The organism is Mesorhizobium sp. M0060, from assembly GCF_040323155.1.
In the GTDB taxonomy this organism is placed as follows: Bacteria; Pseudomonadota; Alphaproteobacteria; order Rhizobiales; family Rhizobiaceae; genus Mesorhizobium.
On sequence record NZ_JAMYUP010000020.1, the window covers coordinates 22,150 to 47,380 of the forward strand.

22 protein-coding genes and 1 pseudogene are annotated in these 25,231 nt (G+C 59.1%); 19 read left to right on the forward strand and 4 right to left on the reverse strand.

The window, feature by feature from the left end; translation table 11 throughout:
- Window position 1 precedes the first annotated feature (1 nt).
- From NKJ94_RS19935 to NKJ94_RS19965, 8 genes and pseudogenes are all read left to right on the forward strand, one after another.
- Entirely contained in the window at window positions 2-1,798 is a 1,797-nt protein-coding gene (locus NKJ94_RS19935) for a hydantoinase B/oxoprolinase family protein (protein WP_352527230.1), read from the forward strand.
- 199 nt (window positions 1,799-1,997) lie between these two features.
- Window positions 1,998-2,786, forward strand: a complete 789-nt coding sequence (locus NKJ94_RS19940; RefSeq protein WP_352527231.1) for an HpcH/HpaI aldolase family protein — start codon at window positions 1,998-2,000, stop codon at window positions 2,784-2,786.
- A 53-nt stretch (window positions 2,787-2,839) separates the two neighbouring features.
- Window positions 2,840-4,381, forward strand: a complete 1,542-nt coding sequence (locus NKJ94_RS19945; protein ID WP_352527232.1) for an acetolactate synthase large subunit — start codon at window positions 2,840-2,842, stop codon at window positions 4,379-4,381.
- A 67-nt stretch (window positions 4,382-4,448) separates the two neighbouring features.
- The gene (gene denD, locus NKJ94_RS19950) at window positions 4,449-5,429 is read left to right on the forward strand and encodes a D-erythronate dehydrogenase (RefSeq protein ID WP_352527233.1); all 981 of its coding nucleotides are present in this window, start codon (window positions 4,449-4,451) and stop codon (window positions 5,427-5,429) included.
- 64 nt (window positions 5,430-5,493) lie between these two features.
- Window positions 5,494-7,371, forward strand: a complete 1,878-nt coding sequence (locus NKJ94_RS19955; RefSeq protein WP_352527234.1) for an IlvD/Edd family dehydratase — start codon at window positions 5,494-5,496, stop codon at window positions 7,369-7,371.
- A gap of 14 nt (window positions 7,372-7,385) precedes the next feature.
- Window positions 7,386-7,736 (forward strand): hypothetical protein, encoded by a 351-nt coding sequence (locus tag NKJ94_RS19960; protein WP_352527235.1) that lies wholly within the window; start codon window positions 7,386-7,388, stop codon window positions 7,734-7,736.
- Between the two features lie 547 nt (window positions 7,737-8,283).
- On the forward strand, window positions 8,284-8,511 hold the full coding sequence (locus NKJ94_RS37585; RefSeq protein ID WP_502904209.1) for an antitoxin Xre/MbcA/ParS-like domain-containing protein: 228 nt from the start codon (window positions 8,284-8,286) through the stop codon (window positions 8,509-8,511).
- A 116-nt stretch (window positions 8,512-8,627) separates the two neighbouring features.
- Window positions 8,628-8,843 (forward strand): annotated as a pseudogene (locus tag NKJ94_RS19965) (porin); the annotation flags it as partial.
- A 70-nt stretch (window positions 8,844-8,913) separates the two neighbouring features.
- On the opposite strand, the gene NKJ94_RS19970 reads toward NKJ94_RS19965, so the two are convergent.
- Complete coding sequence (locus NKJ94_RS19970; protein WP_352527303.1) at window positions 8,914-9,330, reverse strand: hypothetical protein; 417 nt, start codon at window positions 9,328-9,330, stop codon at window positions 8,914-8,916.
- A gap of 161 nt (window positions 9,331-9,491) precedes the next feature.
- Between NKJ94_RS19970 and NKJ94_RS19975 the strand changes: the two genes are divergently transcribed.
- The 3 genes from NKJ94_RS19975 (at window position 9,492) to NKJ94_RS19985 (ending at window position 11,615) form a co-directional block, all read left to right on the forward strand.
- Window positions 9,492-10,238, forward strand: a complete 747-nt coding sequence (locus tag NKJ94_RS19975) for an AraC family transcriptional regulator (protein WP_352527236.1) — start codon at window positions 9,492-9,494, stop codon at window positions 10,236-10,238.
- A 378-nt stretch (window positions 10,239-10,616) separates the two neighbouring features.
- Complete coding sequence (locus NKJ94_RS19980) at window positions 10,617-11,408, forward strand: SDR family NAD(P)-dependent oxidoreductase (RefSeq protein ID WP_352527237.1); 792 nt, start codon at window positions 10,617-10,619, stop codon at window positions 11,406-11,408.
- 15 nt (window positions 11,409-11,423) lie between these two features.
- Window positions 11,424-11,615, forward strand: coding sequence for a transposase (locus NKJ94_RS19985; protein ID WP_502896108.1), 192 nt, complete (start codon window positions 11,424-11,426; stop codon window positions 11,613-11,615).
- A gap of 75 nt (window positions 11,616-11,690) precedes the next feature.
- Here the strand turns inward: NKJ94_RS19985 and NKJ94_RS19990 are convergent, their stop codons facing one another.
- Together NKJ94_RS19990 and NKJ94_RS19995 are read right to left on the reverse strand one after the other, a co-directional pair.
- Window positions 11,691-12,743, reverse strand: coding sequence for a LacI family DNA-binding transcriptional regulator (locus tag NKJ94_RS19990; RefSeq protein ID WP_352527238.1), 1,053 nt, complete (start codon window positions 12,741-12,743; stop codon window positions 11,691-11,693).
- Window positions 12,744-12,829: 86 nt separating this feature from the next.
- Window positions 12,830-13,102, reverse strand: a complete 273-nt coding sequence (locus tag NKJ94_RS19995; RefSeq protein WP_352527239.1) for a hypothetical protein — start codon at window positions 13,100-13,102, stop codon at window positions 12,830-12,832.
- Here NKJ94_RS19995 and purU point away from each other — a divergent pair.
- The 7 genes from purU to NKJ94_RS20030 all read left to right on the forward strand — a co-directional run bounded on the left by purU (window position 13,092) and on the right by NKJ94_RS20030 (window position 21,042).
- Window positions 13,092-13,946: a formyltetrahydrofolate deformylase gene (purU, locus tag NKJ94_RS20000; protein ID WP_352527240.1), complete on the forward strand. Its 855-nt coding sequence runs from the start codon at window positions 13,092-13,094 to the stop codon at window positions 13,944-13,946. The genes NKJ94_RS19995 and purU overlap by 11 nt on opposite strands.
- A 686-nt stretch (window positions 13,947-14,632) precedes the next feature.
- Entirely contained in the window at window positions 14,633-15,640 is a 1,008-nt protein-coding gene (locus NKJ94_RS20005; RefSeq protein ID WP_352527304.1) for a LacI family DNA-binding transcriptional regulator, read from the forward strand.
- A gap of 155 nt (window positions 15,641-15,795) precedes the next feature.
- The gene (locus tag NKJ94_RS20010) at window positions 15,796-16,812 is read left to right on the forward strand and encodes a sterol desaturase family protein (RefSeq protein ID WP_352527305.1); all 1,017 of its coding nucleotides are present in this window, start codon (window positions 15,796-15,798) and stop codon (window positions 16,810-16,812) included.
- A gap of 472 nt (window positions 16,813-17,284) precedes the next feature.
- Window positions 17,285-18,346, forward strand: a complete 1,062-nt coding sequence (locus tag NKJ94_RS20015) for a substrate-binding domain-containing protein (protein ID WP_352527241.1) — start codon at window positions 17,285-17,287, stop codon at window positions 18,344-18,346.
- Window positions 18,347-18,501: 155 nt separating this feature from the next.
- On the forward strand, window positions 18,502-19,407 hold the full coding sequence (locus tag NKJ94_RS20020; protein WP_502896109.1) for an ABC transporter permease: 906 nt from the start codon (window positions 18,502-18,504) through the stop codon (window positions 19,405-19,407).
- Window positions 19,407-20,192, forward strand: coding sequence for an ATP-binding cassette domain-containing protein (locus tag NKJ94_RS20025; protein WP_352527243.1), 786 nt, complete (start codon window positions 19,407-19,409; stop codon window positions 20,190-20,192). Before NKJ94_RS20020 ends, NKJ94_RS20025 begins: the two co-directional genes overlap by 1 nt.
- Before the next feature lie 64 nt (window positions 20,193-20,256).
- Window positions 20,257-21,042, forward strand: a complete 786-nt coding sequence (locus NKJ94_RS20030) for a 3-methyl-2-oxobutanoate hydroxymethyltransferase (protein ID WP_352527244.1) — start codon at window positions 20,257-20,259, stop codon at window positions 21,040-21,042.
- Between the two features lie 1,783 nt (window positions 21,043-22,825).
- On the opposite strand, the gene NKJ94_RS20035 is transcribed toward NKJ94_RS20030, so the two are convergent.
- Window positions 22,826-23,812, reverse strand: a complete 987-nt coding sequence (locus NKJ94_RS20035; protein ID WP_352527245.1) for an aldo/keto reductase — start codon at window positions 23,810-23,812, stop codon at window positions 22,826-22,828.
- Window positions 23,813-23,976: 164 nt separating this feature from the next.
- Here NKJ94_RS20035 and NKJ94_RS20040 point away from each other — a divergent pair, with 164 nt between their 5' ends.
- Window positions 23,977-25,197, forward strand: a complete 1,221-nt coding sequence (locus NKJ94_RS20040) for an ABC transporter substrate-binding protein (protein ID WP_352527246.1) — start codon at window positions 23,977-23,979, stop codon at window positions 25,195-25,197.
- Window positions 25,198-25,231: the final 34 nt, after the last annotated feature.

The window sequence follows — 25,231 nt, forward strand, 5'->3', positions numbered from 1 at the left end:
AATGGGCAAACCGGCAAAGATCGACCCGGAAACTTTCTCCTACGAGGGAAATCAAATGGGCACACCGGAAAGAATCGACCCGGTAACCTTCTCCGTCGTCTGGGGAGGACTGCTTACCATCGCTGCTGAGATGGGCGTCACGCTGAGCCGTACGGCCTACTCCGTTGCGGTTCGGGAGGGCACGGACTTCTCGACGGCTGTCTTCGATCCCGACGGCAACCTTATCGCACAGGGCGATTACAGCCCTGGCCACCTGGGCTCCATGGCCTTCGCGGTTCGCAGAATGCTTGCAAACTTTCCTCTTGAGTCGCTTCGCGAAGGTGACGCGATCATCTGCAACGATCCGGCGATCGGGTCTGGGCATCTGCCGGACATCTACATGGTTTCTCCCGCCTTCCTGGACAACCAGCTTCTGGGGTATGCCGTGAATATCGCGCACCAGATCGACATCGGTGGGGCGGCCAGCGGATCGCAAAGCGTTGCGGGGCTGTTCGACAACTACCAGGAAGGGTTGCGCATCATGCCGACCCGCCTTTACACGGCGGGCGAGCCAAATGCCGACATCTTCAGGATGATCGAAGCAAACGTCCGGGTCTCCGATGTGCTCGGCGACATCCGCGCGCAATACGCCTCGAACATGGGTGCGTCGCGGCGGTTGCGTGAACTCGGTCAACGCTACGGGGCGCCGACGCTGCGTGGTTGCATGTCCGAAATCCTGTCGCGCAGCAAGGAAGCGATGCGCAATGCATTGCGCGAACTCAAACCAGGGACCTACTCCTACGAAGATTGCATGGACGATGTCGGGCCGGGCACGGACCCGGTTGTTTTCAAGGTGACGGTAACGGTCTCCGGAGACAGCATCAACGTCGACTGGACCGGGAGCGGCCCACAGCGCGACGCCGGCATGAACAGCTATCTCACTTACACGACCGCTTACTCCATTGCGGCGGTCAAGAGCGTGACCCTGCCGAACCTGCCGCAAAATCAGGGGATCATCGGCGCTATTACGGTCACGGCTCCGGAAGGCTGTTTTCTCAATCCGCGCCGGCCGGCACCCTGCGGCGGCCGTGCCGTGAACTCGCCGCGCATCTATGAGGTGGTGATGGCAGCCCTTTCGCAGGCGGTTCCTGGCCGAAGCCTGGCGGCTGGCTCGCATATGTTCAACCCGATCCTTGGTGGTCTCGATCCGAAGACGGGCCAGCCTTTCGTCTGCTGGGAGCTGACCATGGGTGGTGTCGGTGCGCGGTCGAACAAGGATGGCCTCGAGGCCACCTCCTTTCCCGCGAACGCAAGCAACGTGCCCATCGAGGTGCAGGAGAGCCGCAGGCCGGTGTTGTTCGAACATTTCGGCCTGATCCCCGACTCGGCTGGCGCCGGCACGTTCCGTGGCGGCTTCGGTGTGCGGCGCGATTTGCAGCTGACAGTCGGCAATGTGAAGATGTTCAACCTCGGCGATCGCGTGAAATTCGCGCCCTTTGGCCTGTTCGGAGGCCATAGCGGAACGAAAGGCGTCACGCTGCTCAATGCCGGCCAAAGCGGCGAGCGCGAGCTCAATTCGAAAGGCACCTATACGCTGGACGAAGGGGACGTGCTCAGCTGGAGAACATCCGGTGCCGGCGGGTATGGCGATCCTCATGCCCGCGATCCCGAACGTGTCGTTTTCGACGTCGAGGAAGGTCTGGTGAGTGCCGCTGCCGCTCGTAACATTTACGGCGTTGTCGTTGATCCCGTTACCTTCGAGCATGATCCTGTGGCAACCGCAGCTCTCCGGAAGACTGGCAAGGGGAGCGGCGCGTGAGCGCAGCATCCCAACCAGTCTGCTTGGCCTAGTGCAATAGCGCGAGACCAGCTGATGCTGACCGGGGTACCCGATGGGTGCGTCAGGTCGCAGCTGTTTTGGCCACGATAAGAGACAAGCAGCCCCCGAAACCGAAGCACCCTGCCTCGTGAAGAGGGTGATGAAAGTTGCCGGCGGCTACCCAGGAAGGAGTCTCAAGATGCGCGAGAATACCGTGAGATCGAAGTTGTCCGGTGGCGGCATGGTCGTCAATGGCTGGCTGCAGATACCTTCGAGCTTCTCTGCAGAGATCATGGCGCATCAGGGCTTCGATTCTCTGGTCATCGACATGCAGCATGGCCTCATCGACTACCAGATCGCTGTCACGATGCTTCAAGCAATCTCGACGACGACCACAATTCCGCTGGTCCGCGTACCTTGGAACGAGCCGGCATCGATCATGAAAATGCTGGATGCCGGGGCCTATGGGATCATCTGTCCAATGATCAATTCGCGCCAGGAAGCAGAGCAACTCGTGCGCGCTTGCAAGTATGCCCCGAAAGGCAATCGCAGCTTCGGTCCGATAAGGGCCTCCCTGTATGCCGGTTCAGACTACGCCCAGCACGCCAACGATACGGTCATCGTGATGCCGATGATCGAAACGAAGGAGGCGCTGGAGAATATTGACGAAATCCTGAGCACGCCCGGCGTTGATGGAGCCTACGTTGGCCCGGCGGATCTGTCGCTTACATTGGGATGCACCCCCCAGGTCGATCAGACCGAGGAGCCGGTCGTCAAGGCGCTCGAAACCATCCTGGCGGCGTGCAAGCGGCACAAGGTGATCCCAGGTCTTCATAACGCGAGCAGCAGTTACGCACTGAAGATGGCGGCCAAGGGCTGGCAATTCGTGACCCTCGCGAGCGACAGCAGATACCTTGCTGCGCGCGCCTCGGAAGAACTAAGCGCGATGGAAAGCGAAAATAGACCCCTTCCTTTGAAGAGCTATTAGAAATGCTGGACAGCCCTAAAATTAAGAATCGAAGTTCAGAAGGATCCCATTCAATGAATGGGGCCGAGAGCTTGGTGCATACTCTGCTGGATGGCGGAGTGGATGTATGCTTTACGAATCCTGGTACCTCCGAGATGCATTTCGTTTCGGCGCTTGATCGCATCGACGGGATGCGCTGCGTCCTGGGGCTGTTTGAGGGCGTCGTAACAGGAGCAGCTGACGGCTACGCCCGCATGACCGGAAAACCGGCTGCGACATTGCTGCATCTCGGGCCGGGGCTCGCGAATGGGAATGCAAACCTGCACAATGCCGGGCGTGCGCGGACACCTGTCGTCAATATCGTCGGGGATCATACGAGCTACCATCGCCAGCACGACGCACCTCTCACTTCCGACGTCGAGGGAACCGCTCGGCCATTCTCCAAATGGGTGCGCACGTCGCGCGATGCGAATGCAGTGTCGCGAGATGGCGCCGATGCCATCGTTGCCGCCCGAAGCCCGACGGCTGGTGTGGCGACGCTGATCCTTCCCGCAGATACTGCCTGGGGCGAGGCTGTCGGACCGACTGAAGTGCCGCCGCCGCCCGCGCGTGCGATCGTCGATGACAAGGTAATCACGCTCGCAGCCGAAGCGCTGCGCGGTCCTGGACCGAAGCTGCTGTTTCTGGGTAACGCCGCACTGCTTGGGGACGGGCTGAAATATGCGGCCCGTATCGCTGAGGCAACTGGTGCGCACCTTCTCGCGGAAACCTTCAATCCGAGATTCGAGCGCGGGGCGGGACGGCTGGCTGTCGAACGTCTCCAGTATTCAATTAGTCACGCTCTCGACACACTGGGGGAACTGAGCACCATCGTGCTGGCGGGTGCGAAAGTGCCGGTAGCGTTTTTCGCCCATCCTGGAAAGCCGAGTGTGTTGCTGCCGCAAAGCTGCGAAGTTGCGACGCTTGCGACTCCGGACGAAGACATCGTTCAGGCGCTGGCGGCCCTCGCGGATCTCATCGGCGCCCGCACCGATAGAAAAGTCGAAGCCCTTGAACCCCCGGCTTTACCCCACGGAGCAATCACACTACCCGGCTTGGCGGCTGTAATCGGTGCGCTTATTCCAGACCAGGGCATCGTCGTCGATGAATCGGTGACCTCCGGCCGCGGGCTGTTCCCGGCAACAAGAAATTCCCGACCGCATGACTGGCTTCAGAACGTCGGCGGCTCTATCGGCTTTGGCATGCCAGCGGCCACCGGGGCGGCAATTGCGTGTCCTGATCGCAAGGTGCTTTGTCTCGAGGCGGATGGTTGCGGGATGTTCACCCTTCAGTCGCTCTGGTCGCAAGCGCGCGAGGGCCTCGACATTACCACCGTGATTTTCGCCAATCGCGAATACGCGATCCTCAAGCAGGAACTTGCGAATGTCGGTGTGCCAAGTCCGGGACCGAAAGCCCTGGACTTGCTCAACATCGGGCGTCCGGACCTCGATTGGGTTGGCCTTGCTCGTTCCATGGGCGTGGAGGCAGGTCGGGCGACGACACTTGAAGAGTTGGCCGACCAACTCGGTCGCGGACTGGCAACGCCTGGGCCTTACCTCGTGGAATTGGTCATGTGAGCGCCAACGGTCGGTTCAGCGATCGGGACAATTTGGGCGACGAAATCAGCGTGAGGTAGAGCACCAAATGCATATTCTCATAATCGGCGCGGCCGGCATGATCGGTCGCAAACTCACCGAGCGGCTCCTGAATGACGGCGGGCTGAACGGCAAGCCGATCGGCAAGATGACCCTCATCGATATCGTGGCTCCTCCGGCACCTGTCGGATTTGGCGGCAGCGTCGAAGCCGTCGCAGCGGACATTTCGGCGCCGGGCGAGAGCGACAGGGCCATCCGCGAGCGTCCCGATATTATCTTCCATCTCGCAGCCGTCGTGTCCGGCGAGGCCGAAGCCGATTTCGAAAAGGGCTATCGGATCAATCTCGGCGGCACACACAATCTGCTGGAATCGATACGCAAGGCTGATCGCGACTATCATCCAAAGCTGATCTTCGCTTCGTCCGGCGCGGTCTTCGGCGCTCCATTCGGCGCTACCATTGCGGATGATTTCCACCTGACGCCGCGGACATCCTACGGGACGCAGAAGGCGATCTGCGAACTGCTGCTCGCGGACTATACACGCAGGGGCTTTGTCGACGCTGTCGGCATCCGGCTGCCGACCATCTGCGTGCGGCCAGGCAAGCCAAATGCCGCAGCCTCCGGCTTTTTTTCCGGCATCATTCGTGAGCCTCTGGCCGGGCAGGAAGCGATCCTGCCCGTGCCCGAGACCGTCACGCACACTCATGCATCGCCGCGCTCGGCAGTGGGCTTCCTGATTCATGCCGCCAGCCTTAACCGCGAGCAACTCGGCTCGAACGTCAGTCTTACCGTGCCCGGCATCAACTGCACCGTCGGCGAGCAGATCGCGGCGCTCAAGCGGATTGCCGGCGCGAGGGTCGCTGCACGCATCCGGTACGAACCCGACGAACGCATCCAACGCATCGTCGGCGTCAAGCCGCGCGTCGAGGCCAAGCGAGCGCGGGAACTGGGCTTCACCGTGGAGAACAACTTCGACGAGATCATCCTCGCCCACATCGAGGACGAACTCGGCGGAAAATTCGAAGGTTGAATGGTTTCCTCGTCCCTCTGAACGGGGATCGGGAAACAAAACGGACTGACACAGGAATCCGGAAATGGCCGACAACAACAAGAGCAGACCTCATGCCAACGGTGCCACGGCGAGGCCAGGCGAAAGCGTTGCATCCGCAGTGCAGAGTGCCGAACGAAAGAAGGCCAACCTGCGTTCCAAGCTCTGGTTCGACAATCCCGACAACCCCGGCATGACGGCGCTCTATCTGGAGCGCTATTTGAACTTCGGCCTCACGCGGGAGGAATTGCAGTCGGGCAAGCCGATCATCGGCATCGCGCAGACCGGATCCGATCTGTCGCCGTGCAATCGTCATCATCTCGAACTCGCCAAGCGTGTCCGCGACGGCATTACGGCCGCGGGTGGGCTGTGCCTCGAATTTCCGGTTCACCCGATCCAGGAAACGGGCAAGCGCCCGACAGCGTCGCTGGACCGAAACCTCGCCTATCTCGGCCTCGTCGAAGTGCTCTACGGCTATCCGCTGGATGGCGTTGTGCTGACCACGGGATGCGACAAGACCACTCCGGCCTGCATCATGGCGGCAGCCACCGTGAATATTCCCGCCATCGTCCTTTCCGGCGGACCGATGCTGAACGGCTGGTGGAAAGGCGAGCGCACCGGCTCCGGCACCATCATCTGGAAAAGCCGCGAGCGGTTCGCTGCAGGCGAGATCGGCTATGACGAGTTCATGGATATCGTTGCCTCATCCGCTCCCTCGGTGGGCCACTGCAACACGATGGGCACTGCCACCACCATGAACTCACTTGCCGAGGCGCTCGGCATGAGCCTCCCGGGTTGCGCTGCAATTCCCGCACCCTATCGCGAGCGCGGGCAGATCGCCTACGAGACGGGGAGGCGGGCGGTCGAGATGGTGTGGGCGGACCTGAAGCCCAGCGACATCCTGTCTCGGAAGGCGTTCGAAAACGCCATCGTTGTCAACTCCGCTATCGGCGGATCAACCAATGCACCCATCCACATCAATGCCATCGCCCGCCATATCGGCGTCGAGCTGAGCATCGAGGACTGGGAAAAGGTCGGCCGCAAGGTACCGTTGATCGTGAATGTGAAGCCAGCGGGGGAATATCTCAGCGAAGAATACCATCGCGCCGGTGGGGTTCCTGCTGTGGTCAACGAACTGATGAAGGGAAAGCTGGTTCACGAGGACGCGCTGACCGTCAACGGGCGCACGATAGGCGAGAATTGCGCGAACGCCAGCGTCCTGGATCACAGGGTGATTTTCCCGGTGACCAAGCCGATGCGCAAGGAAGCCGGCTTCGCAGTGCTGAAGGGCAATTTGTTCGAAAATGCGGTGATGAAGACGAGCGGAATTTCGGACGAATTTCGGTCACGTTATCTCTCGAACTCGAAGGACCCCGAAGCGTTCGAAGGCCGCGCCATCGTCTTCGAGGGTCCGGAAGACTACCACCACCGTATCGACGATCCAGAGCTGAAGATCGACGAAAACTGCATCTTGTTCATGCGGGGAACGGGACCGATCGGCTATCCGGGTGCGGCGGAGGTGGTGAACATGCAGCCGCCGGCGCTACTCATAAAAAAGGGCATACTGTCGCTGCCTTGCATCGGCGATGGCCGCCAGTCGGGTACTTCGGGCTCGCCCTCCATCCTCAATGCCTCTCCGGAAGCGGCCGCGGGTGGCGGGCTCGCCCTGCTTGAGACGAACGACCGGGTACGCATCGACCTCAAGCAGGGGACGGCGAACATCTTGATCTCGGATGAAGAGTTCGCACTGAGGCGCTCCAAGCTCGTTGAGTCCGGTGGCTTCAAGATTGCTGCAAGCCAGACGCCATGGCAGGAGATCCAGCGCGAGATGGTGGATCAGCTCGGCAGCGGCATGATTTTGAAGCCGGCGGTCAAGTACCAGAGGGTTGCCCAGTCCGGGAACGTGCCGCGCAACAATCACTGAATTGGAGAGGTCAATTGTTCGTTCGCATCGTACATCATTGGTGCAAACCAGAGCACATCGAAAACGGTCGCAGGCACATAGATGGCGTAGGGACGGCGGCAGCGTGTGCGCCTGGATTCCTGTTTCGCTTCCGGATGGAAAATCCGGAGGAGCCGTTGTTGCTCACCACATTCACCGCTTGGGCTGACCGCGGCGCCTTCGGCTCATTTCAGAATTCACAATTGCCGTCGAGCCCTTCAGCTTCCGCCGATTTCTTCGAGCGGACCCAGGACCAGGTATTCGACGTCGCCGCCACCGCCGGGCGTGTCCCGACGGCGATGGAGATTCGGGAACACGAAGCCACTGGAACGACGGCGAGGCGTTAGCTGCAAGGACGCCTGGTCAACAAGAACACACACCGGAGGACGAGATCAACAGAGCACGCGGGTGGTGGGGGCATGCACCGTTGCCAATGCATTTCAGGACTTGGGGGCCACGAAATGGCTAAGTCTGTGGACTTTGCAAATGGAATTCACAGGGATGAGTTTGAAAGCTTCATTGCAAAGGAAGTCGAACGCGTGCTGGCTCAGTACAATGAGGTCATAAAAACGCATGGTTTGATTTCGGCTGGCAACGTTGCCATCCACAATGACCTCGCCGGCCTGGCCTCGGAATTTGTTCACGTGCTCGCAGTTGAGGCTGCGCGTCGTTTCGGAACCAGTGTCGATAGCGATCAGGGGCCTCTCCCGGGGCACAAATCGAGAGCGCGCGCGAGACCCATGTTGTCGAAGCGCGCGATGGCTTTAGCGATCTCGGATCTGCGGGTATCGAAAACTGGGCGGGCCGGGTGGTCGGATCGACCTATCTGGAAAAACCCTCCGCATACCGCGATCGACATTGCATTGGTAGCAACGTCGCAACGACGTTGTTGCACTGCGAAAGGGCTCCCGGAAGCATGTCTTCCCGATGGCTCAATTCGTCGATGGCAGACCTGTTCCAGGAATACGGGACGTGCTTTCCTTGATCACCTGTCCCAGGGTGGCATGGCTTTGGTTGATCCGCCCTTCGCCCCTTCTCGATGGTCGCGTTCCCGTCGAAATGCTCAGGCAGGCCTTGGTCGCGGATGTCATTTCAGCTGCACGAGGCTTCTCCACGCGCTGAAGCTGACCTGCCGAAAGTGCACTATTGCCGACAATTTGTTCGGCCGCGGAGCTGACTGCGATGTCAGTATTGATCGGCTCGCCATATGCCCTTCGATATTTTGTCGTAGCAGGCTATGGAATGGCAACTGGGCTGTCTAGGGCGGCGGCACCTACAACATCAATGAGAAGACGGATTTCAACGTCCAGCTGTCCTATGATGAGGGCAAGACCTTCGGGCTGGCGGCAAATGTCGCCTACACTGTTGTTCCGGGCCTCAAGGTTACGGCCGAGGTCGATTACCGCAACTTCGACATAGGCAACGACGCGATCGGAGGGATTCGTTCCTTCTGACAGATTGTACTCGGAGCCCGCGGCATATGCTGCGGGCACCGGATTCCTCACCCCGTTCTGCTCCTCGGCCTCAGCCGGCCGCCGGCCGCGACACCGATGCGTTGTCGTTGAGCAGTTTTCGTGCAATCGCCAGCGCCTCGTCCCGATTATTGGCCATCAACATCGGGTAACCCCAGAACTTCTCAAACATCATGGAAAAGGGCTTCATCGCAAGCCGCTTCGCGATGCTCGGCTCGATCATCACCATCGCCTTGACGAGTTTTAGCTCGCGCCGGTGCTTCTTCATCCAGAGCGATGTGCGTTTCTTTTCTTCTTGAGTGTGCTCGTGAGCAGGCGAATGGTCGCTCGGCTCGCTCATCAGAATGAAGGTTTCACCGCGACGCAACAGTTCTTCGAAGACAGTGAACACCGCGTCGGCGTCGGACGGACCCGTAGCAGCTACATTGCGCATCCACACCAGTGGAAATTCGGATGTGTCCAAGACCATGACGCAACTCCAATAGAAAAGACGAGCTCGATGGAAAATTGTGGCTCGAGCCCAGGCCATTTGCTGGACAGAGTAGATACCGAGGGCTGCGGCGTCATTGCGCAAGTTAGCCACAATATGTATCAATCCGGCCACGTTCGCGTACCCGAAAGAGGCTTTGCATGCATCTCGACGTCGGCATCGATTTGGCTGCGCATGTCGATACTGTTCCCCGTGATCTCATCGCGGTCAGCTTTGCCGGCAACATGGAGAGATGGGAGCGATCCCGACGGCATAGCCATCAGAAGGCACAACTGCTCTACACGGTCCGCGGGATCATCAATTGCGAAGTCGACGACGGCATCTGGATTGTGCCACCGCGGTGCGCGGTATGGATTCCCGGGGGGTTGCCGCATACCGCCTTCGGCGTGGGCGATATCGAGTGCTTCTGCATCTTTGTCGAGCCCAGGGCGACCGCGAACCTTCCGCTTGAATGCTGCACGATCGCCGTATCGAGTCTTCTGCGACAATTGCTGGTCCGGGTAGTGGACCTCCCGGAACTCTATGAGGTTGAGGGTCATGACGGCCGCCTCGTCTCCGTCGTCCTCGACGAGCTCGCAGCTGCACCGATCGAGAATCTCCGACTTCCGATCCCCGAGGATCCGCGACTGAAGAAGCTCGCGGAGCTATTGCTGGCTAACCCAGCGGATCGCGCGACGCTTGGCGTATGGGCCGCGCGCGTCGCGCTTAGTGAACGTAGCCTCAGCCGCATGTTGATGGAGGAGATCGGCATGAGTTTTGGCCGCTGGCGTCGGCAACTGCATGTGATCCTTGCCCTCCAGCGCCTGACGGCCGGCGAGAGCGTGCAAACTGTTGCTCACGATCTGGGCTACGAAAGCGCGAGGCAGCTTTGTCGTGATGTTTCGTAAGGTGCTCGGCAAGCCTCCGGGTCGCTACCTGCTCGAGCAGCAGAAGCAGGTCTGAACCAGTCTGCGAGTAGCCATAGGGTTTCAACCTCGTGGCACGTAGGGATGACCATAATTTTAGATCAATGCCGGGCGCTTCGACCGGTGATCCTGAACTGTTTGGCGGGATTGAAACATCTGCTGGCCGTATGGCGCAGTGACGCCAAAGCCCATTTGGGTCTACCATCTCCCGCAAGTTTGACGCGAGCCGATGGGTTTGGCGATTTCCGCGCTGCTCTCCGATGCATCACAGATTGGGGCAGCGTATTTCTTCTCCTGTCCGTTGCGGCTCCGGCGTGGACTGAAACTCCGAAATGCCTCGGCGCAATGGAAGGATGAACAGTGATAATTAACCTATCGGGAAAGAAGGCCGTGGTCAGCGCATCGACCGCCGGTATCGGTTTGGCGATAGCGAAGGGGTTGGCGGCGAGTGAAGCCGAAGTTGTTCTCAACGGCAGAACCCGGGAGAGCGTTGACCGGGCGCTGAATGATATCCGACGGAGCTACGCGAATGCGAAGGTGACGGGCTTTGCTGGAGATCTAGCAATACCGCAGACGTGCGAGAAAATGCTGGCCGAACATCCAAACTGCGATATCCTTGTGAACTGCCTTGGCATCTACGCTCTTCAAGATTTCTTCGACATCGACGACACGGAATGGGAGCGCTTCTTCCAGTCGAATGTCATGTCCGGCGTGCGGTTGGCGCGTGGGTATTTGCCGAGAATGGTGGCAAAGGATTGGGGAAGAGTGGTCTTCATCTCGTCCGAGTCGGCCTTGAACATTCCGCCGGAAATGATCCACTACGGCTTCACCAAAACCGCGCAGCTAGCCATTTCGCGCGGCCTTGCCAAACGGATGGCCGGCACTGGCGTGACCGTCAATTCCGTCCTGCCGGGACCTACCTTGTCGGACGGGGTCGCATCGATGCTCAAGGAGACAGCATCCGCGCAAGGCAAATCCCTTGAGGAGGTCGCAACCGAGTTTGTGTGGCAGCATCGTCCGAGCTCCGTGATCCAGCGCGCAGCGACCGTCGAGGAAGTCGCAAACATGGTCGTGTATGTTTGTTCGACGCAGGCATCTGCGACAACAGGCGCGGCGCTTCGTGTCGACGGCGGCGTCGTCGATACCATTTGATCATCTCGCGACGGCTTGGCGGTCTTACTGTACGGGCCTCCGAGCTCATCGCACGCCCAATGGGCGAAGATGGAACCGCATTGTCTGGGTAAGCCGGTAGACCCCGGACGAAGTGGAGGCGACAACCGGCGCTTCATTGAGGCGGTTCTATGGATCGCGCGCGCGGGAAGCCCGTGGCGTGACCTGCCGGCCTTTTTCTCTCGATGAATCTCAACAGGCCTTAGAAGACGATGCGAACAACCGGGCCTGTTCCCGGACAGAAACGCGTGCGTGGTGGGAATATCATACGTTTTCCGAGACATGCAGATCGAAAGGTAGCACTACCGGGACAGATGCCTCCTGACGAGATTGAGTTGCCGCTAGCGCCATCGCGGCAACGACCGTCTGCGACAGGTTTTGTATCGGATGAGAGATTACCAGCTTGAGCACGCCATCGATTAATCCCGTTCGCGTCTCTGCCGTCAGGTCGTGACCGACGGTGATGATGCGCTGGAAATCCGGCTGTTCCCGCAAAGCCTGCATGACGCCGCGAATGCCACCGCCAGCGACGTAGAGGCCGACGAGATCAGGGTTCCTCGCAAACAGCTCGCGAGTGATTTCTGCCGAGTAGCGCGAATCCTCAAGGCTGGCGAGTGGCTCGATCAACGAGAAATCTGATGCGTGCTCGCGGAAATACGAGCGAAAGCCCATCTCGTTCTGCTCCTGGCAGCGATAGCGATGGCTGCCGACCAGGATGCCGACCTTGCCGGGCTTGTTGCACAATCCCGAAATAGCCCAAGCGGCAGTCCTGCCGACCTTGAAATTGTCGAGGCCGACATAGCCAATCCGGTTTTGCGCGGACAGTTCCGAGATCAGGGCAAAGACCGGGACACCGCGTTCAGCGAAGCCGTCGACCGCCCGTGAGACATGCGGATGGTCGGCGGTAACCACCGCGAGCGCATCGACGCTTTTGGCCAACTGGTTCATCTGCTCGGCGATCGCGGCAGGATCAAGGTTGTCGACAAAGACGACGCGCGGCGTTCCCTGGATGAGTGGGTTGGCTCTGGTCTCCTCAGCCAACGCGTGGCCGAGATCCTGATAAAACAGCCGCCAAGGCTGCTGTAGCAGGAAGCCGAGGGTCTTGGCAGGGCGCTCCGGCCCGATTCGTTTGCGGATCAGGCCGGCTGCATGAAAGCCAATCTCTTCGGCAGCACTAAGTACGCGCTCGGCCTTGTCACGGCGCACAGGATCGCGGCCGTTGAGCACGCGATCGACGGTCGAGATGCTGACCCCGGCCTGCCGTGCCAGATCGGCAATGGTTGGACGCCGCGTAGAGAATTTGCCAGAATCTTTCAAATCGCAAGCCAGTGAATTTGAAGCATTTGAAAGAAAGCATTTCAGATAGCTGATATTGCAAGCGGCAATCGTGTATGCTCCTGGCATCAGATCCGATCGAAGCCTTTGACATAGGCGCATCCTCGAACGGCCAGCGAGAGGTAGCCCGGTAACCGCCACGATCCGGCCGGCAATCCGGGATCGGAACCGGCAATGCTGTCGCCAAGGACATTAGGCTGGCCAAGATGATGATCGAGAGGGACATAGCGCCCGACGTGAACCTGCTCACGGACCCAAATTTTGGTTTGAAGACCCTCCTCAAATGGCTGATCGATTGCACGTGGCTCCGCGAGCCCAAGAAAGGACGATATGGCAGACAAGAACTTCATCCTGACGCTCACTTGCGAGGACAGGCCTGGCATCGTGGCGGAGGTCACCCGCGAGCTGGCGTTGATCGGTGCGAACATCGCCGAGTCCGCCCAGTTCTGGGATCGTCAGACCAATCGTTTCTTCCTGAGAATAGCGTTCACGGTGACTGACCGCGTCGGCAACGAGGACATCAAGCGTGTGTTGCGCCCGGCCTCGGATCGCTTCGCCATGACTATGTCGATATCTGATATCGACAGGCGTCCTAAGGTGATCCTTATGGTATCGAAATTCGACCACGCAATGCTGCACCTGCTCTACCAGATCCGGGTCGGTTGGCTCGACGCCGAGGTCGTTGGGATAGTCTCAAATCATGAAAATGCGCGTCGTACAGCGGAGATCGAAAACATCCCGTTTCATCTGTGGAAAGTGACCAAGGAGAACAAACCGGACCAAGAGGCAAAACTGCTCCAGCTGACAAATGAGACCGGTGCAGAGTTGGTGGTATTGGCTCGATACATGCAGGTCTTTTCAAATGAGCTTTCAGGCCGCCTCTTTGGCAGGGCGATCAACATTCACCACTCATTCTTACCCAGCTTTAAAGGTGCCAGACCCTACCACCAAGCGCATGACCGCGGCGTGAAATTGATCGGCGCGACCGCCCACTATGTGACCCCGGATCTCGACGAAGGACCGATCATCGAGCAGGAAACCGAGCGGGTCACGCACTCTATGACGGCCGACGACTTTGTGGCGGCAGGTCGTGACATCGAGTCGCGCGTGCTCGCCCGCGCCGTGAAGATGCATCTGGAGCGCCGCGTAATGCTGAGCGGGCACAAGACCGTCGTATTTGCCTAGTGCGCGACGTGCCGAAATCGCGGTCCGAGCCGCTGGTCATAGCGAACGGAAACCAACCCGACCACCAAATGCGATAGACGTGGATTGGAACCGATGACGCCTTTCGAACATCTGCCTGCCCGGTCAGCGCTGCCGCCTGATAGGTCATCTGATTTCGTGGCTATAAGAATCGGTATTGCCCGAGGGATGTCAAACTCCCTGGCAAACTTCATGATCTGGCGCGGCTGGCATTTGAGAATCCTGACCTGCTGGCGTTTAGGAATGGCCGAAAACTTGCGTCGGCCGCAGGCATGAGCGCTTCGGCAGTGTCGCGCCTTGCCAAAGCCTTCGGATTTGCGCGTACGGCCGACCTGCGCACTGTGTTTGTCGCGCATATCGTTTCGCGCCGAGGGCAGGCAAGCTGACACAAAATTCGTGGCCCTCGTTGGAAATGGAATGGATGATAATGGTGTAAGCAACGGTTTTTGCGTAATCATATATCTGACAGACCGGCTGCGTAATGCAGCTCAAGCTTTCCGGCCCCTAGAGAAAGGGACCCATCGATTGATTCAGTCTTTGGCCAAGCCAAGGGGATCAGGTCCGGCTTGACCTGGCTTCCCCGCAGCGCCGCTCCATAGAGTCTGCGACTTTTGGAATGGAGGAGACTTGGCTCTAGGCTAGTCGAGCTCAGATCACCGGAGGGTTTCATCTCCAACCCGACCTTTTTCGATATCGCCAGCCGGGCCGGCGTCGGCACCGCTACAGTTGAACGCGTGCTGAACGGCAGGGGAGGGGTTCGGCCCGAAACAGTCGAAAAGGTGGTCGCCGCGGCGCGAGCTCTCGACTACCAGCGCCGGCTGCCCGAAGCCCACCGCGGCATCTTGCGCATTGAGGTGCTGCTGGTCCGACCTGAGACCACCTTCTTTGCCCGTCTGTCGGCAGCATTCGAACGGATTGCGGCATCGCTCGACAAATCCATCATGGTTCAGCGGACGTTTTTGCCGGAAGACCGGCCCGAGGCTATCGCGCAGCGGATCCTCGAGCCCGGTATTCGGCGATCTGGTCTCATCCTGGCGGTCCCGGACCATCCGTCCATTGGCGAAGCGCTGGCGCAGGTCGAATCGCGCGGAATGCCTGCAGTGCAGATTGTCACGCGCATAGCGGGCTCCAGGGCAGAGTATATCGGCATCGATAATTATGCTGCGGGACGCATGGCGGCGCATCTTCTGAGCCACATGCAGAGACGCGGCGGCACTGTCGTGGGTGTCTGCCACAGCCACATTTACCAGGTTCATCGCGACCGTATTCGCGGCTTCTCCGATTATCTTGGAGAACACCCGCGGGGAGATTTTCTGTTCGCTGAAGTGCTGTTCGGTGGCGATGAAGACACGCGCAGCGCGATGATGCTCCGGGAAACCTTGCAGCAGCGTCCGGATCTTGTCGGCCTTTACAATGCGGGCGGCGCCAATGGCGCTCTCAACGACGTGTTGCGCCGCCATGCCCGTGATCGCGACATCTTTTTTGTCGGGCACGAGCTCACCGAAAAGAGCTCTCAAGCCCTTCGCGACGGAACTATGGACGTGGTGTTTGACCAGGCGCCGGAGGCACAGGCTCGGCGCTCTATCGACCTTGTTCTGTCCAGGCTTGGGATTCACGACCTTCCGATCGAGAACCCGCCGATTCGATTCATAACCTTCACCGCCGAGAACATTTGATCTGATCTGATCAAAGAACTGACGGCCTTCCTTTCGGAGCGATGTTACTCTGAATGAACAAGGGCATTTAGTTCTGGCCGTGGGAAGGATATGGCCGAGATTGTAAACAGGGATGCCCGGTGACAGAGGTGATTTCCTACCTGCGAGGCCCCGCCATGGACGATCTCAAATACGGCACGCGCAACAAGAGGGGCGACTGGGCTCCGAGCGAACCGGCAGGCACCGCGCCGCTGTTCGCCTTTCCGCCGCGTCCGCTGGCGCTGCTGAAATGGCTGCCGCACTATTTCCTGCCCTACAATCTGCTGTTCGCGCTCTCGGCGGTCGCGTGGTGGCACTACGTGCTGCCCGACGTCGAGGTCATGAAGACGCTGAGCGTCGGATGGATCCTCAGGCTCTTCCTCGTCAACTGCGCGGCGCTGCTTGTCTTCTTCGGCGTCTTCGAGCTCCGGCTCTACATTTTGAGAGCCCAGGGCAATCGCTTCAAATACAACGGCAAATGGCCCTCGGAGCAGAAGAGCAAGGCTTTCTTCTTCGAGAACCAGAACCTCGACAACATGCTGCGTACCTTCGGCACCGGCATGCCGATCTGGACGGCGATCGAGGTCGCGATCCTCTACGCCTATGCCAATGGCTACGTGCCGTGGCTGACAGTCGCCGAGCACCCCGTCTACCTGTTTTGCCTGGCGCTGGTGGTGCCAATCATCCACGAGACGCATTTCTTCCTGCTGCACCGGGCAATCCACTGGCCGCCGCTCTACAAATGGGTGCATTCGGTACACCACAATTCGGTGAACCCGTCGCCGTGGTCGTCACTGTCGATGCATCCGGTCGAGCAGCTCGGCTATCTCGGCGTTGCACTCTGGCACCTGGTCATCCCGTCCAACCCCATCCTTGCGCTCTACCAGCTCCACTACGCCGGCTTCGGCGCCATTCCCGGTCATGTCGGCTTCGACAAGGTCGAACTCGGCGAGGACACCAGCATCGATAGCCACGCCTACATCCATTACCTCCATCACAAATATTTCGAGGTGAACTACGGCGACGGCCTCATCCCGTTCGACCGATGGTTGGGCACTTTCCACGACGGCAGCAAGGAAGGCGAGGCCCGCATGCAGGCCCGCTACGAGAAGATGAAGGCGCGCGCAAACGCACCCGCCACAGGGAAGGGCTGAGTCGCCTCTGGTGGTTAAACCGCTCCCGTATCGTATAGGGCTCCAGGAAGGCCAAAGATCTTCGTTGGAGGATGGACTGCAGCCTCGATGATCGAGCAGGAGGGCGCACGCCGCTTCGACCAATGCCGAAGCTTCCGGCGCCTTCGACTGCCGTGTCGGTGAGGCTCGCCCCCTGGACTAACCAGAAAACGTCGAAGACAGTGACGTCTCGTCGGAGTGGCCCACTAAATTGCCTTGGCAACGGCAATTCGCCGGTTTTGATCAAATCTAATCAAGATCTAAGTTGCCGCTGCCCGGCCGCCCGTTCATCATTGCGCGGGTAATGCCCATAGCGCGCCACAGAGGAGATGCACGGAAATGCATCGGCGACGCGCCCGAAGCGACCTGGAGGAGACTCGCAGTCAATCCGCGGCGTGCGCGGAGGATATTGATACCCCTCCTGATTCAACGCCGGTCCAGGGAGGCTTGGGCGGTGACCGTCGGCTCCATTAGCGTCGGCACAACCCAACAGGGGAGGAAGTTCAATATGTCATTTAATAAGCAAGCGCGCCGGCCTGGCGCTTTCAAGCCTCGCACGGCAGCCGTAACCGCTCTGTCGGCGGCATTCATCGCAATCGCATTGCCGGCCGCTGCCAGCGAGTATCGCTTCAATTACGTTATGCATTCCAACACCGGGCAGCCGTTCTGGGGCGCGGTCAATCGCGGCATGCAGGACGCCTGCAAGCAGCTGAACGTCGACTGCCAGATGCTCTTCCTCGACAAGGACGGCGACATCGCCCAAGAAAAAACCAACCTCGACGCCTCAATCGCCCAGCACGTCGACGGCATTGTCACGACCATCATCAACGACGACGTCATGGACGAGTCGGTCGCTGATGCGATCAAGCAGGGCATTCCGGTTATCGCCGCCAACGTCGACGACAGCAAACACGGCGCAGGCAATGCGCGGCTCTCGTTCATCGGCCAGGACCTCGAACAGGCCGGCTACGACCTCGCCGCCGAGATGGCGAAGTCCTTTCCGGATGACGATGTCCAAGTCGTGGTAAACGGCGTCGATCTAGCCCAAGCCTGGGCCGCCCAGCGTACTCATGGTATTGAGCGCTTTCTCCAGGACTACAAGAAGATCCATAAGGGCAATGTGACTTGGGAAGTGATCGAGGCGACCTACGACACGCCGACCGAGCAGAGCCGAATTTCGGCATATGCTCAGTCCAATCCGAACCTTACGGCGGTCATCGATGTTGCCAATGCCTTCCCGGCGGCTCTGGCCATGCAGGACCTTGGTTACGCGGCAGGAAAGGTGAAAGTAGGTGGCTTCGACCTGGTTCCGCCGGTCATGGACGCCATCAAGTCCGGTTATCAGCAGGTGGCCGTTGACCAGCAGCCCTATCTGCAGGGCTATCTGCCGATCGTCCAGCTTTTCATGATGAAAAAATACAATCTCGGTCCGTGGGATGTGAACACAGGCAAAGCGATGGTGACCAAGGACAATATCGACGCCATTGAGGCCCTCTCCAAGGAAGGCATCCGGTGAACACCGCGCCGGGCGTCCCCGGACGCAGGAAAGACGCTGGCGGCCAGGCCGCCAGCATTCTTCATGCATCGCAGCTTTCATCGGGTTTGAAGCCCACTTCTCGGAAGTCGCTTTGGTCAAAGGCGATCTCAAAGCCCGAGTTTAGCGCCTTTTTGATGCTGGTCGCGGTGTTCGCAGCCTTTCAGCTCTACACCGGGTTTTTCCTGTCCTATGCGAACACTCGGCTTTTGCTGACGATCCTTCCCGAGCTGGGCATCGTGGTGCTTGGCGTAACGATCTTGATGATTGCAGGCGAATTCGATCTGTCGGTCGGCTCCGTTTTCGCCCTGGTGCCGATGACCCTGCATGCGCTGACGGCGCGGTATGGCGTTGATCCGTATTTGGCCCTCGTCCTGGTCCTCGGGCTGGCGCTGCTGGTCGGCTATATCAACGGGGCGGTGACGCTGTCACTAGGCATCCCCTCTTTCATCACCACGCTTGGCATGCTGTTCGTTGCCCGTTCCATGTCGATTGTGGCGGTTGGTGGAAACCCCCTTGCGTTGGCAGATTATCCATTCGGCGACGTGCTCGTCGTTAATTTCGGATACATTCGCGCTTCGCTCATCTGGTACGTAGGGCTGGCGGTGGTTCTTGGCGTCTGGCTCCATGCCAGCGATTTCGGCAACTGGATTTTCGCGACCGGTGGCCAAGCCCAAGCGGCGAAGGATCTCGGCATCAACACGCGCCGCGTGAAGATCACCGCTTTCATGCTCTGCTCGCTGCTTGCTGGACTGGCCGGCATCATTCAGATGCTCCGCACCAAGGCTCCGCTGCCTTCGATGGGCACAGGCCTCGAGCTTGAAGTCATCGCTGGTGCGGTGATTGGCGGCACAGCCCTCACTGGCGGCGTTGGCTCGATTATCGGGGCGATCATTGGCGCGATCCTGATCCGATCGATCGACAACGGGCTGGTCATGTCGCGCGTCAATGCCGAGTGGTTCCGAACCGCCCTGGGTGTCCTGATTGTTGTGTCGGTGGTGCTCAACGTCAAAGCAGGGCAATTCTTCAGCAGGAGGCGGTAATGAGCGTCAACGTACTTTCGACGGCCGCCGCGGCTGTCGCCGCTCGCGGCACTCCACTCATCGCCGCGCGCGGCATTTCCAAATGGTACGGTGCCGTCAATGCCCTTAAGCCAACCGACTTTCACGTCGGGCGAAACGAGATTGTTGGCCTGGTTGGAGACAACGGTGCCGGCAAGTCGACCCTTATCAAGATCTTAGCGGGCGCACACAAGCCTACCGAGGGTCATATTGAGGTCGACGGTAAGCCCGTTGTCTTGAACTCGACCCGGGATGCCATGCGACTCGGGATCGAGACCATCTATCAATACAACGCGATGATTCCGCAGATGAGCATTGCGCGGAACATCTTTATCGGCCGTGAGCCAATCCGTTTCAGCCTTGGCCCATTGCGGATCATGGATTTCGACCGGATGAGCCGGGAGGCGATGAAATCCGTTGAAACGCTGGATCTTGGCCTGCGTGACGCTGATACCCCGGTGAGCGACCTCTCAGGTGGCCAGCGGCAGGCTGTGGTTATCGCCCGAGCGATGCACTTCAAGTCCAAGGTGCTGATCCTGGACGAGCCGACCAACCACCTGTCAGTCAAGGAGACCAACAAGGTTCTGGACCAGACCGCCCGCCTTAAGGAGCAAAATATCTCGGCCGTGTTCATTTCGCACAACATGCATCACGTGCATGCCATGTCGGACCGCATCGTCGCGATGGCGCGCGGCCATAAGATTGCTGAGATGGCCAAAGACGAGGTCACGGTCGAAGACCTGCATCGGATCCTCGGCGAGAGCTGAGCAGTTAGGGTACGGCGGAAGCGCCGCACCCTCAGATATTTCTCGCATATTCGGGAGAAGAGTGGTGAAGCGTCCATCGGTCTACGATCTGCTGCAGCAAAAGGGCACGCGCAAGTTCCTCGAAATGCATATCGACGACGAACTCGAGGCAGCGGCCGCGGAAGAGGCTGGCATCGACATCTTCACCTGTGAGGTCGGCGACATGCTGTCCCGGATCAGGGCTGCAGCACCGGGGGTATTCATCCAGGCGGGTTCGGTTCAGGGGTCGATCTGCGGTCCTTCCGACGGAATCCGAGAGGGTTTTAAGGCCTTGGAGATGGGGGCGGACGCGGTCTATTTCGCTGGCAGCCTGCCAATCGTCGAAGCCATGGCCAAGGAAGGAATCCCTGTGACGGGCCACATCGGGTTGGTGCCCCGTTGGTCGACATGGACAAATTATCGGGCGATCGGCAAGACGCCGGAGGAGGCGGCAGCCGTTTACCACAAGATGAAGGCGCTTGAGAGCGCCGGGGCCTGGGCTGTGGAGGTCGAGGTCGTGCCGGTCAAGCTTGCCGATTTCCTGACGCGCAACACCCATATGATCACCGAGGGCATGGGCTGTGGCGACGTCTGCGATACCCAATACCTCTTTTCGTCGGATGTCCTAGGCACCAACAAAGGCCACTATCCTCGTCACTCAAAAAAATACGCGGACATTCCGGCCGCACTCGAAGCGGTCCAGCGACTGCGCGTGGATGCGTTCAGGGCGTTCGCGGATGACGTGGCTCAACTTCGGTATCCTGAGCGCAAGCACGAAGTGGATATCGACGATACGAGCTTCGCGCAGTTCCAGGAGCTAATAGGCGAGTAAGCTGTGCCTCAGCTTTCACAGAGGCTTATGCCGCCCGAATGCCCCGTTAGGGCTACCAGTCAACCGGTAGAGCAGGGGAGACCTCGATGGCGTGCCGATCTGAAGGTAGCGATTGGCAGACGTGACATTGTATATCCTCCGGCCCACCATACTCAAAAATATCAAAAGGAACATCAAAGGCTTATTCGAAGGCCTGACGGGCGAATTCATTTTTCTCGGCTAAGCTCCCGGCCTTCGAAAGAAAACATTTTGGGCCTTTGCGCTACAAATCTCCTTCTCATCGGAGACACACGTCGCCACCTAATACAGGAATTCTGGTGTCAAAAGGTCGCTCAGCGATTCTTGCACGAACCACCCGCTAACTGATTGTTTTTGTCGAAAAGTCGACGTCGCTCCGGGCCTACCATTATCGTTATTTTTCAATAACTTGGAGGTGTTTAATGGCTCGGTTAGCCAAACCAAAACTGGCTAACCTCCGTGGATCCCATTGAATTCATTGATTTATGATGGGCCCCGATGGAGCAACCGATCCACTCGCTGGCAAGTCACCAAATTGTGAAATCGAGCGAATGTCGGCATCGGTGGTTTCTGTAATCGAGCATTTTTCATCAATCACTATTTCATGCTGTCCTGCCACGGGGCTCTGGCTTCTGTATCTGTTGCGGGGGCATCGGTGATTATCGCCACAGCCCACAAAGCGGCGAGAATTTGATGGTGTCGGGCGCCACCTTTGGCTGTGCGTGCCTGCAGGTTTGCGCCTGTCGGGCCAAGGGTTGGTATTGGGCCGATGTTCGCGCGCCTTTGCCTCGCGGTATCGTTCGTGTCACGGAATCCACCAATGTCGCCGCCGCAAAGCATCGTAGCCATACCAAACGTCACGGTAGATGCTTGATAGCGCAATGACGGTACATCAGATTGCTCTATGGCAACCGAACTACCATTACAGAAGATGGATCAGGTATTTATTCTTCGCAGTGTCGCTGTTGCTTTGCACTGCGGCCACGGCAGAGCAGGCCTCTCGGCAACGGGCAGAAAGCTGCCCGACTAACCAATTGATAGATGCCAAAGAAATCTGGGGGAAATTCGCCTCCAATGACGAGGCGACAGAATTTGCCAGACGTAAATTCCTGGCCCTTGGCGCGGAAGGGTTCACAAAGTGGCTATCGTGTCAGAGTTTTGATGTACGCGTTAGTCCAGGCCTCGGCGCGACAACGAATATTCATGCAACTTTCATACCGCGCCGCGGAGATGAAGGTCTTTGGGTTCCTAGCGGGTTTACTACTGGCTTATGCCGCCAGCGTATCACTACATCGAAGTACATATCGAAAATGGACGATTGATAGACATTACTACGACCGCCATCAGCGAATAGAGGGTAAAAATGCCGATCCCGAAGATCAGTAAGTTGTACCTCTCGGTCACTCAGATATCGGGGTTACCGGTAGATTTTTTTGGGCATTCGCAAATTATCGCACAGGGCTCTGCGTGTCATTTTTATGAAACAGAGGTACAGCCGTCGAATGGATTTTTTAGCGACTCGCGTGTGTACATGGACGGGATTAGGGAATTTGGATCATCAACCAACCCGATGATCTTGCACGATGCGGCCGTCGACAAACGCCCCTGGGCAAGTGCTCCAACCTGGCCAATGCGGCTGGATCGAATGCGCCGCCGTCCGGTGGCGCTGTCAGCAACAGAATTCCGTCAGCCTCGCAGAGCAGCGGAGAAATCTGCGTCGCCGTTGCCGGTACTCTTGCTCAATCGATAGCGTCATGGCGTTTAATCACCAGCGCTGATGCACGTAGGGCTTGATGTCCTGGTCGTAGATATCCCGGATCTTGCCCATGATGTCGGCGGACAAGGGCGCAAGATTTGCGGCTTCGGCATTGGAGCGGGCCTGCGCCGGATTGCGCGCGCCTGGGATGACCACCGTGACCGCGTCGAACATCAGGATCCAGCGCAGGGCAAATTTTGCCATCGTCGTGTCGCCCGAAACAAGCGGCCGGATGCGCTCGACCGCCGCCAGCCCGACTTCATAGGGCACGCCGGAGAAGGTCTCGCCAACGTCGAAGGCCTCGCCTTTGCGGTTGAATTTGCGGTGGTCATTGTCCTCGAATGTGGTGTCGGCCTTGAATTTGCCTGACAGCAGCCCGCTCGCCAGCGGCACGCGGGCGATGATCGCCACATCGTTCTTCTTGGCCAGGTCGAAGAACAATTCCGAGGGCCGCTGCCGGAAGGCGTTGAAGATGATCTGCACGCTGACGACGCCGGGATATTCCATCGCCTTCAGCGCCTCTTCGACGCGCTCGACGCTGACGCCGTAGTTGCGGATCTTGCCTTGCTCGACGAGACGGTCGAGCCGCTCGAACACTTCCGGGTGGTAGTAGAGGTCGGTCGGCGGGCAATGCAGCTGCACCAGATCGAGCGTATCGGCCTCGAGATATTTCAGGCTGCGATCGATCCAGTCGGTCAGGTTCTTCTGGCTGAAACCCTCGACAGTCTGCGCCGGCAGACGTTTTCCGGCCTTGGTGGCGATGAACGGCCGCTCGCCGCCGCGCTCCTTCATCACCCTTGCAATAAGTTTTTCGGAATGGCCGTCACCATAGACGTCGGCGGTATCGATGAAGGTGACGCCGGCATCGAGTGCAGCATACAGGGCGGCCACGGCATCGTCGTCATTGACCTCGCCCCAGGCAGCGCCGATCGCCCATGAGCCAAAGCCGATCTCGCTGACGTCGCGGCCGGTGCGGCCGAATTTCCGTGACTGCATGTCCTGTTCCTCGCTCCGGCCCGTGTGCCGATTCGCATCCTGCCCGCGGCACTTAATCAAAATCATGACGCGATTGACATCCGCGGCCGTTGGATTTACCAGATAACAGGGTTGTATGACAACCCGGTAAGACTGCAATGATTTGGAGTCGGGAGGATCTCAAGTTGAAAACCGTTCTGAAAACAGGCGTGTCGGCAGCATTCTGCCTTGGCGCGCTTGCGCATCCCACGTTCGCCGATGACGCGGACAACATCGTCAAGATCGGCGTCGTCGCGGCGGAATCAGGCTCGTTCGTCTCCGCCGGTCACACCTTGCCGGCGGGCGTCGGGCTTGCCGTGAAGCAGATCAACGACGCCGGCGGCATCAAGGTCGGCGGCAAGGTCTACAAGCTGGAAATGGTCAAACGCGACGATCGCACCGACATTGCGACCGCCATTGCGGCGACCCAAGAACTGGTGCGTGATGTGAAGGTCAAGGCGATCTTCGGATCGGAGACCCATGATTTCACGCTAGCGATGGCCAAGATCACGCAGCCGGCGAAGGTGATCCATTTCGCTGGCAATTCGACGCTGGCGAAAATCCTCAACCCGGACTCGGTCAAGTCGAGCGGTGAGGATCACTATCTCTTCCAGTCCGAGCCGCAGGAATTCCAGCGGTCCGGATCGACGGCGCGCGGCGTGCTCACGCTGCTCGAGCCGCTGCTCGGCTACAAGCCGAAGAAGTCGGTCATGATCGTCGGCAATGACGCGACCGGCCAGTTCCTGTCGTCCTACTATTTCAAGGCGCTCAAGGCGGAAGGGCAGGACGTTCCCGACATCATATTCTACCCACCGGACACGACCGATTTCTCGCCTTTCCTGACCCGCGCCAAGAGCCTTAATCCGGATATCATCCACTTTTGGTACAATGGGGATTCAACGCTGACCGCGTTGCCGCAGGCGCTCGAACTGGGTGCTGCCAAGAGCTACTTCCTGTTCGGTGTCGACCCCGGCATCTGGAAGGAGAAGGCGCTTTCGGCCGATGTGCCGGTGGCAATGAGCTGCGTGCCCATCTGCTGGGGCGAGTCGTCCAACCCGAAAGCCAAGGCCTATTTCGACGCCTATTTCGCGGCCGGCGCTCCGCACGGCGTGACCTCGTCGGTGTCGCTGCTCTACCACGACTATGTCCACTTCCTGGCCGAGGCGTGGGAGAAGGCCGGCAGCTTCGACCCGGACAAGACGGTCGAAGCATTGCTGTCGATCCACCACCAAGGCGTGGTCTCGGATGATTTGACGTTCAACCCGACGCATCAGGTCACCCACGCCACCGAGGTCTGCGCCGCGGCCCCCGGCGGCGACATTTCCTGCTCCATGCAGCAGCCGCCGGCGGACGCGCCGAAGAGCTGAGCTCCTGGACCCACGTTTGTGTTGGCGGCGCCGG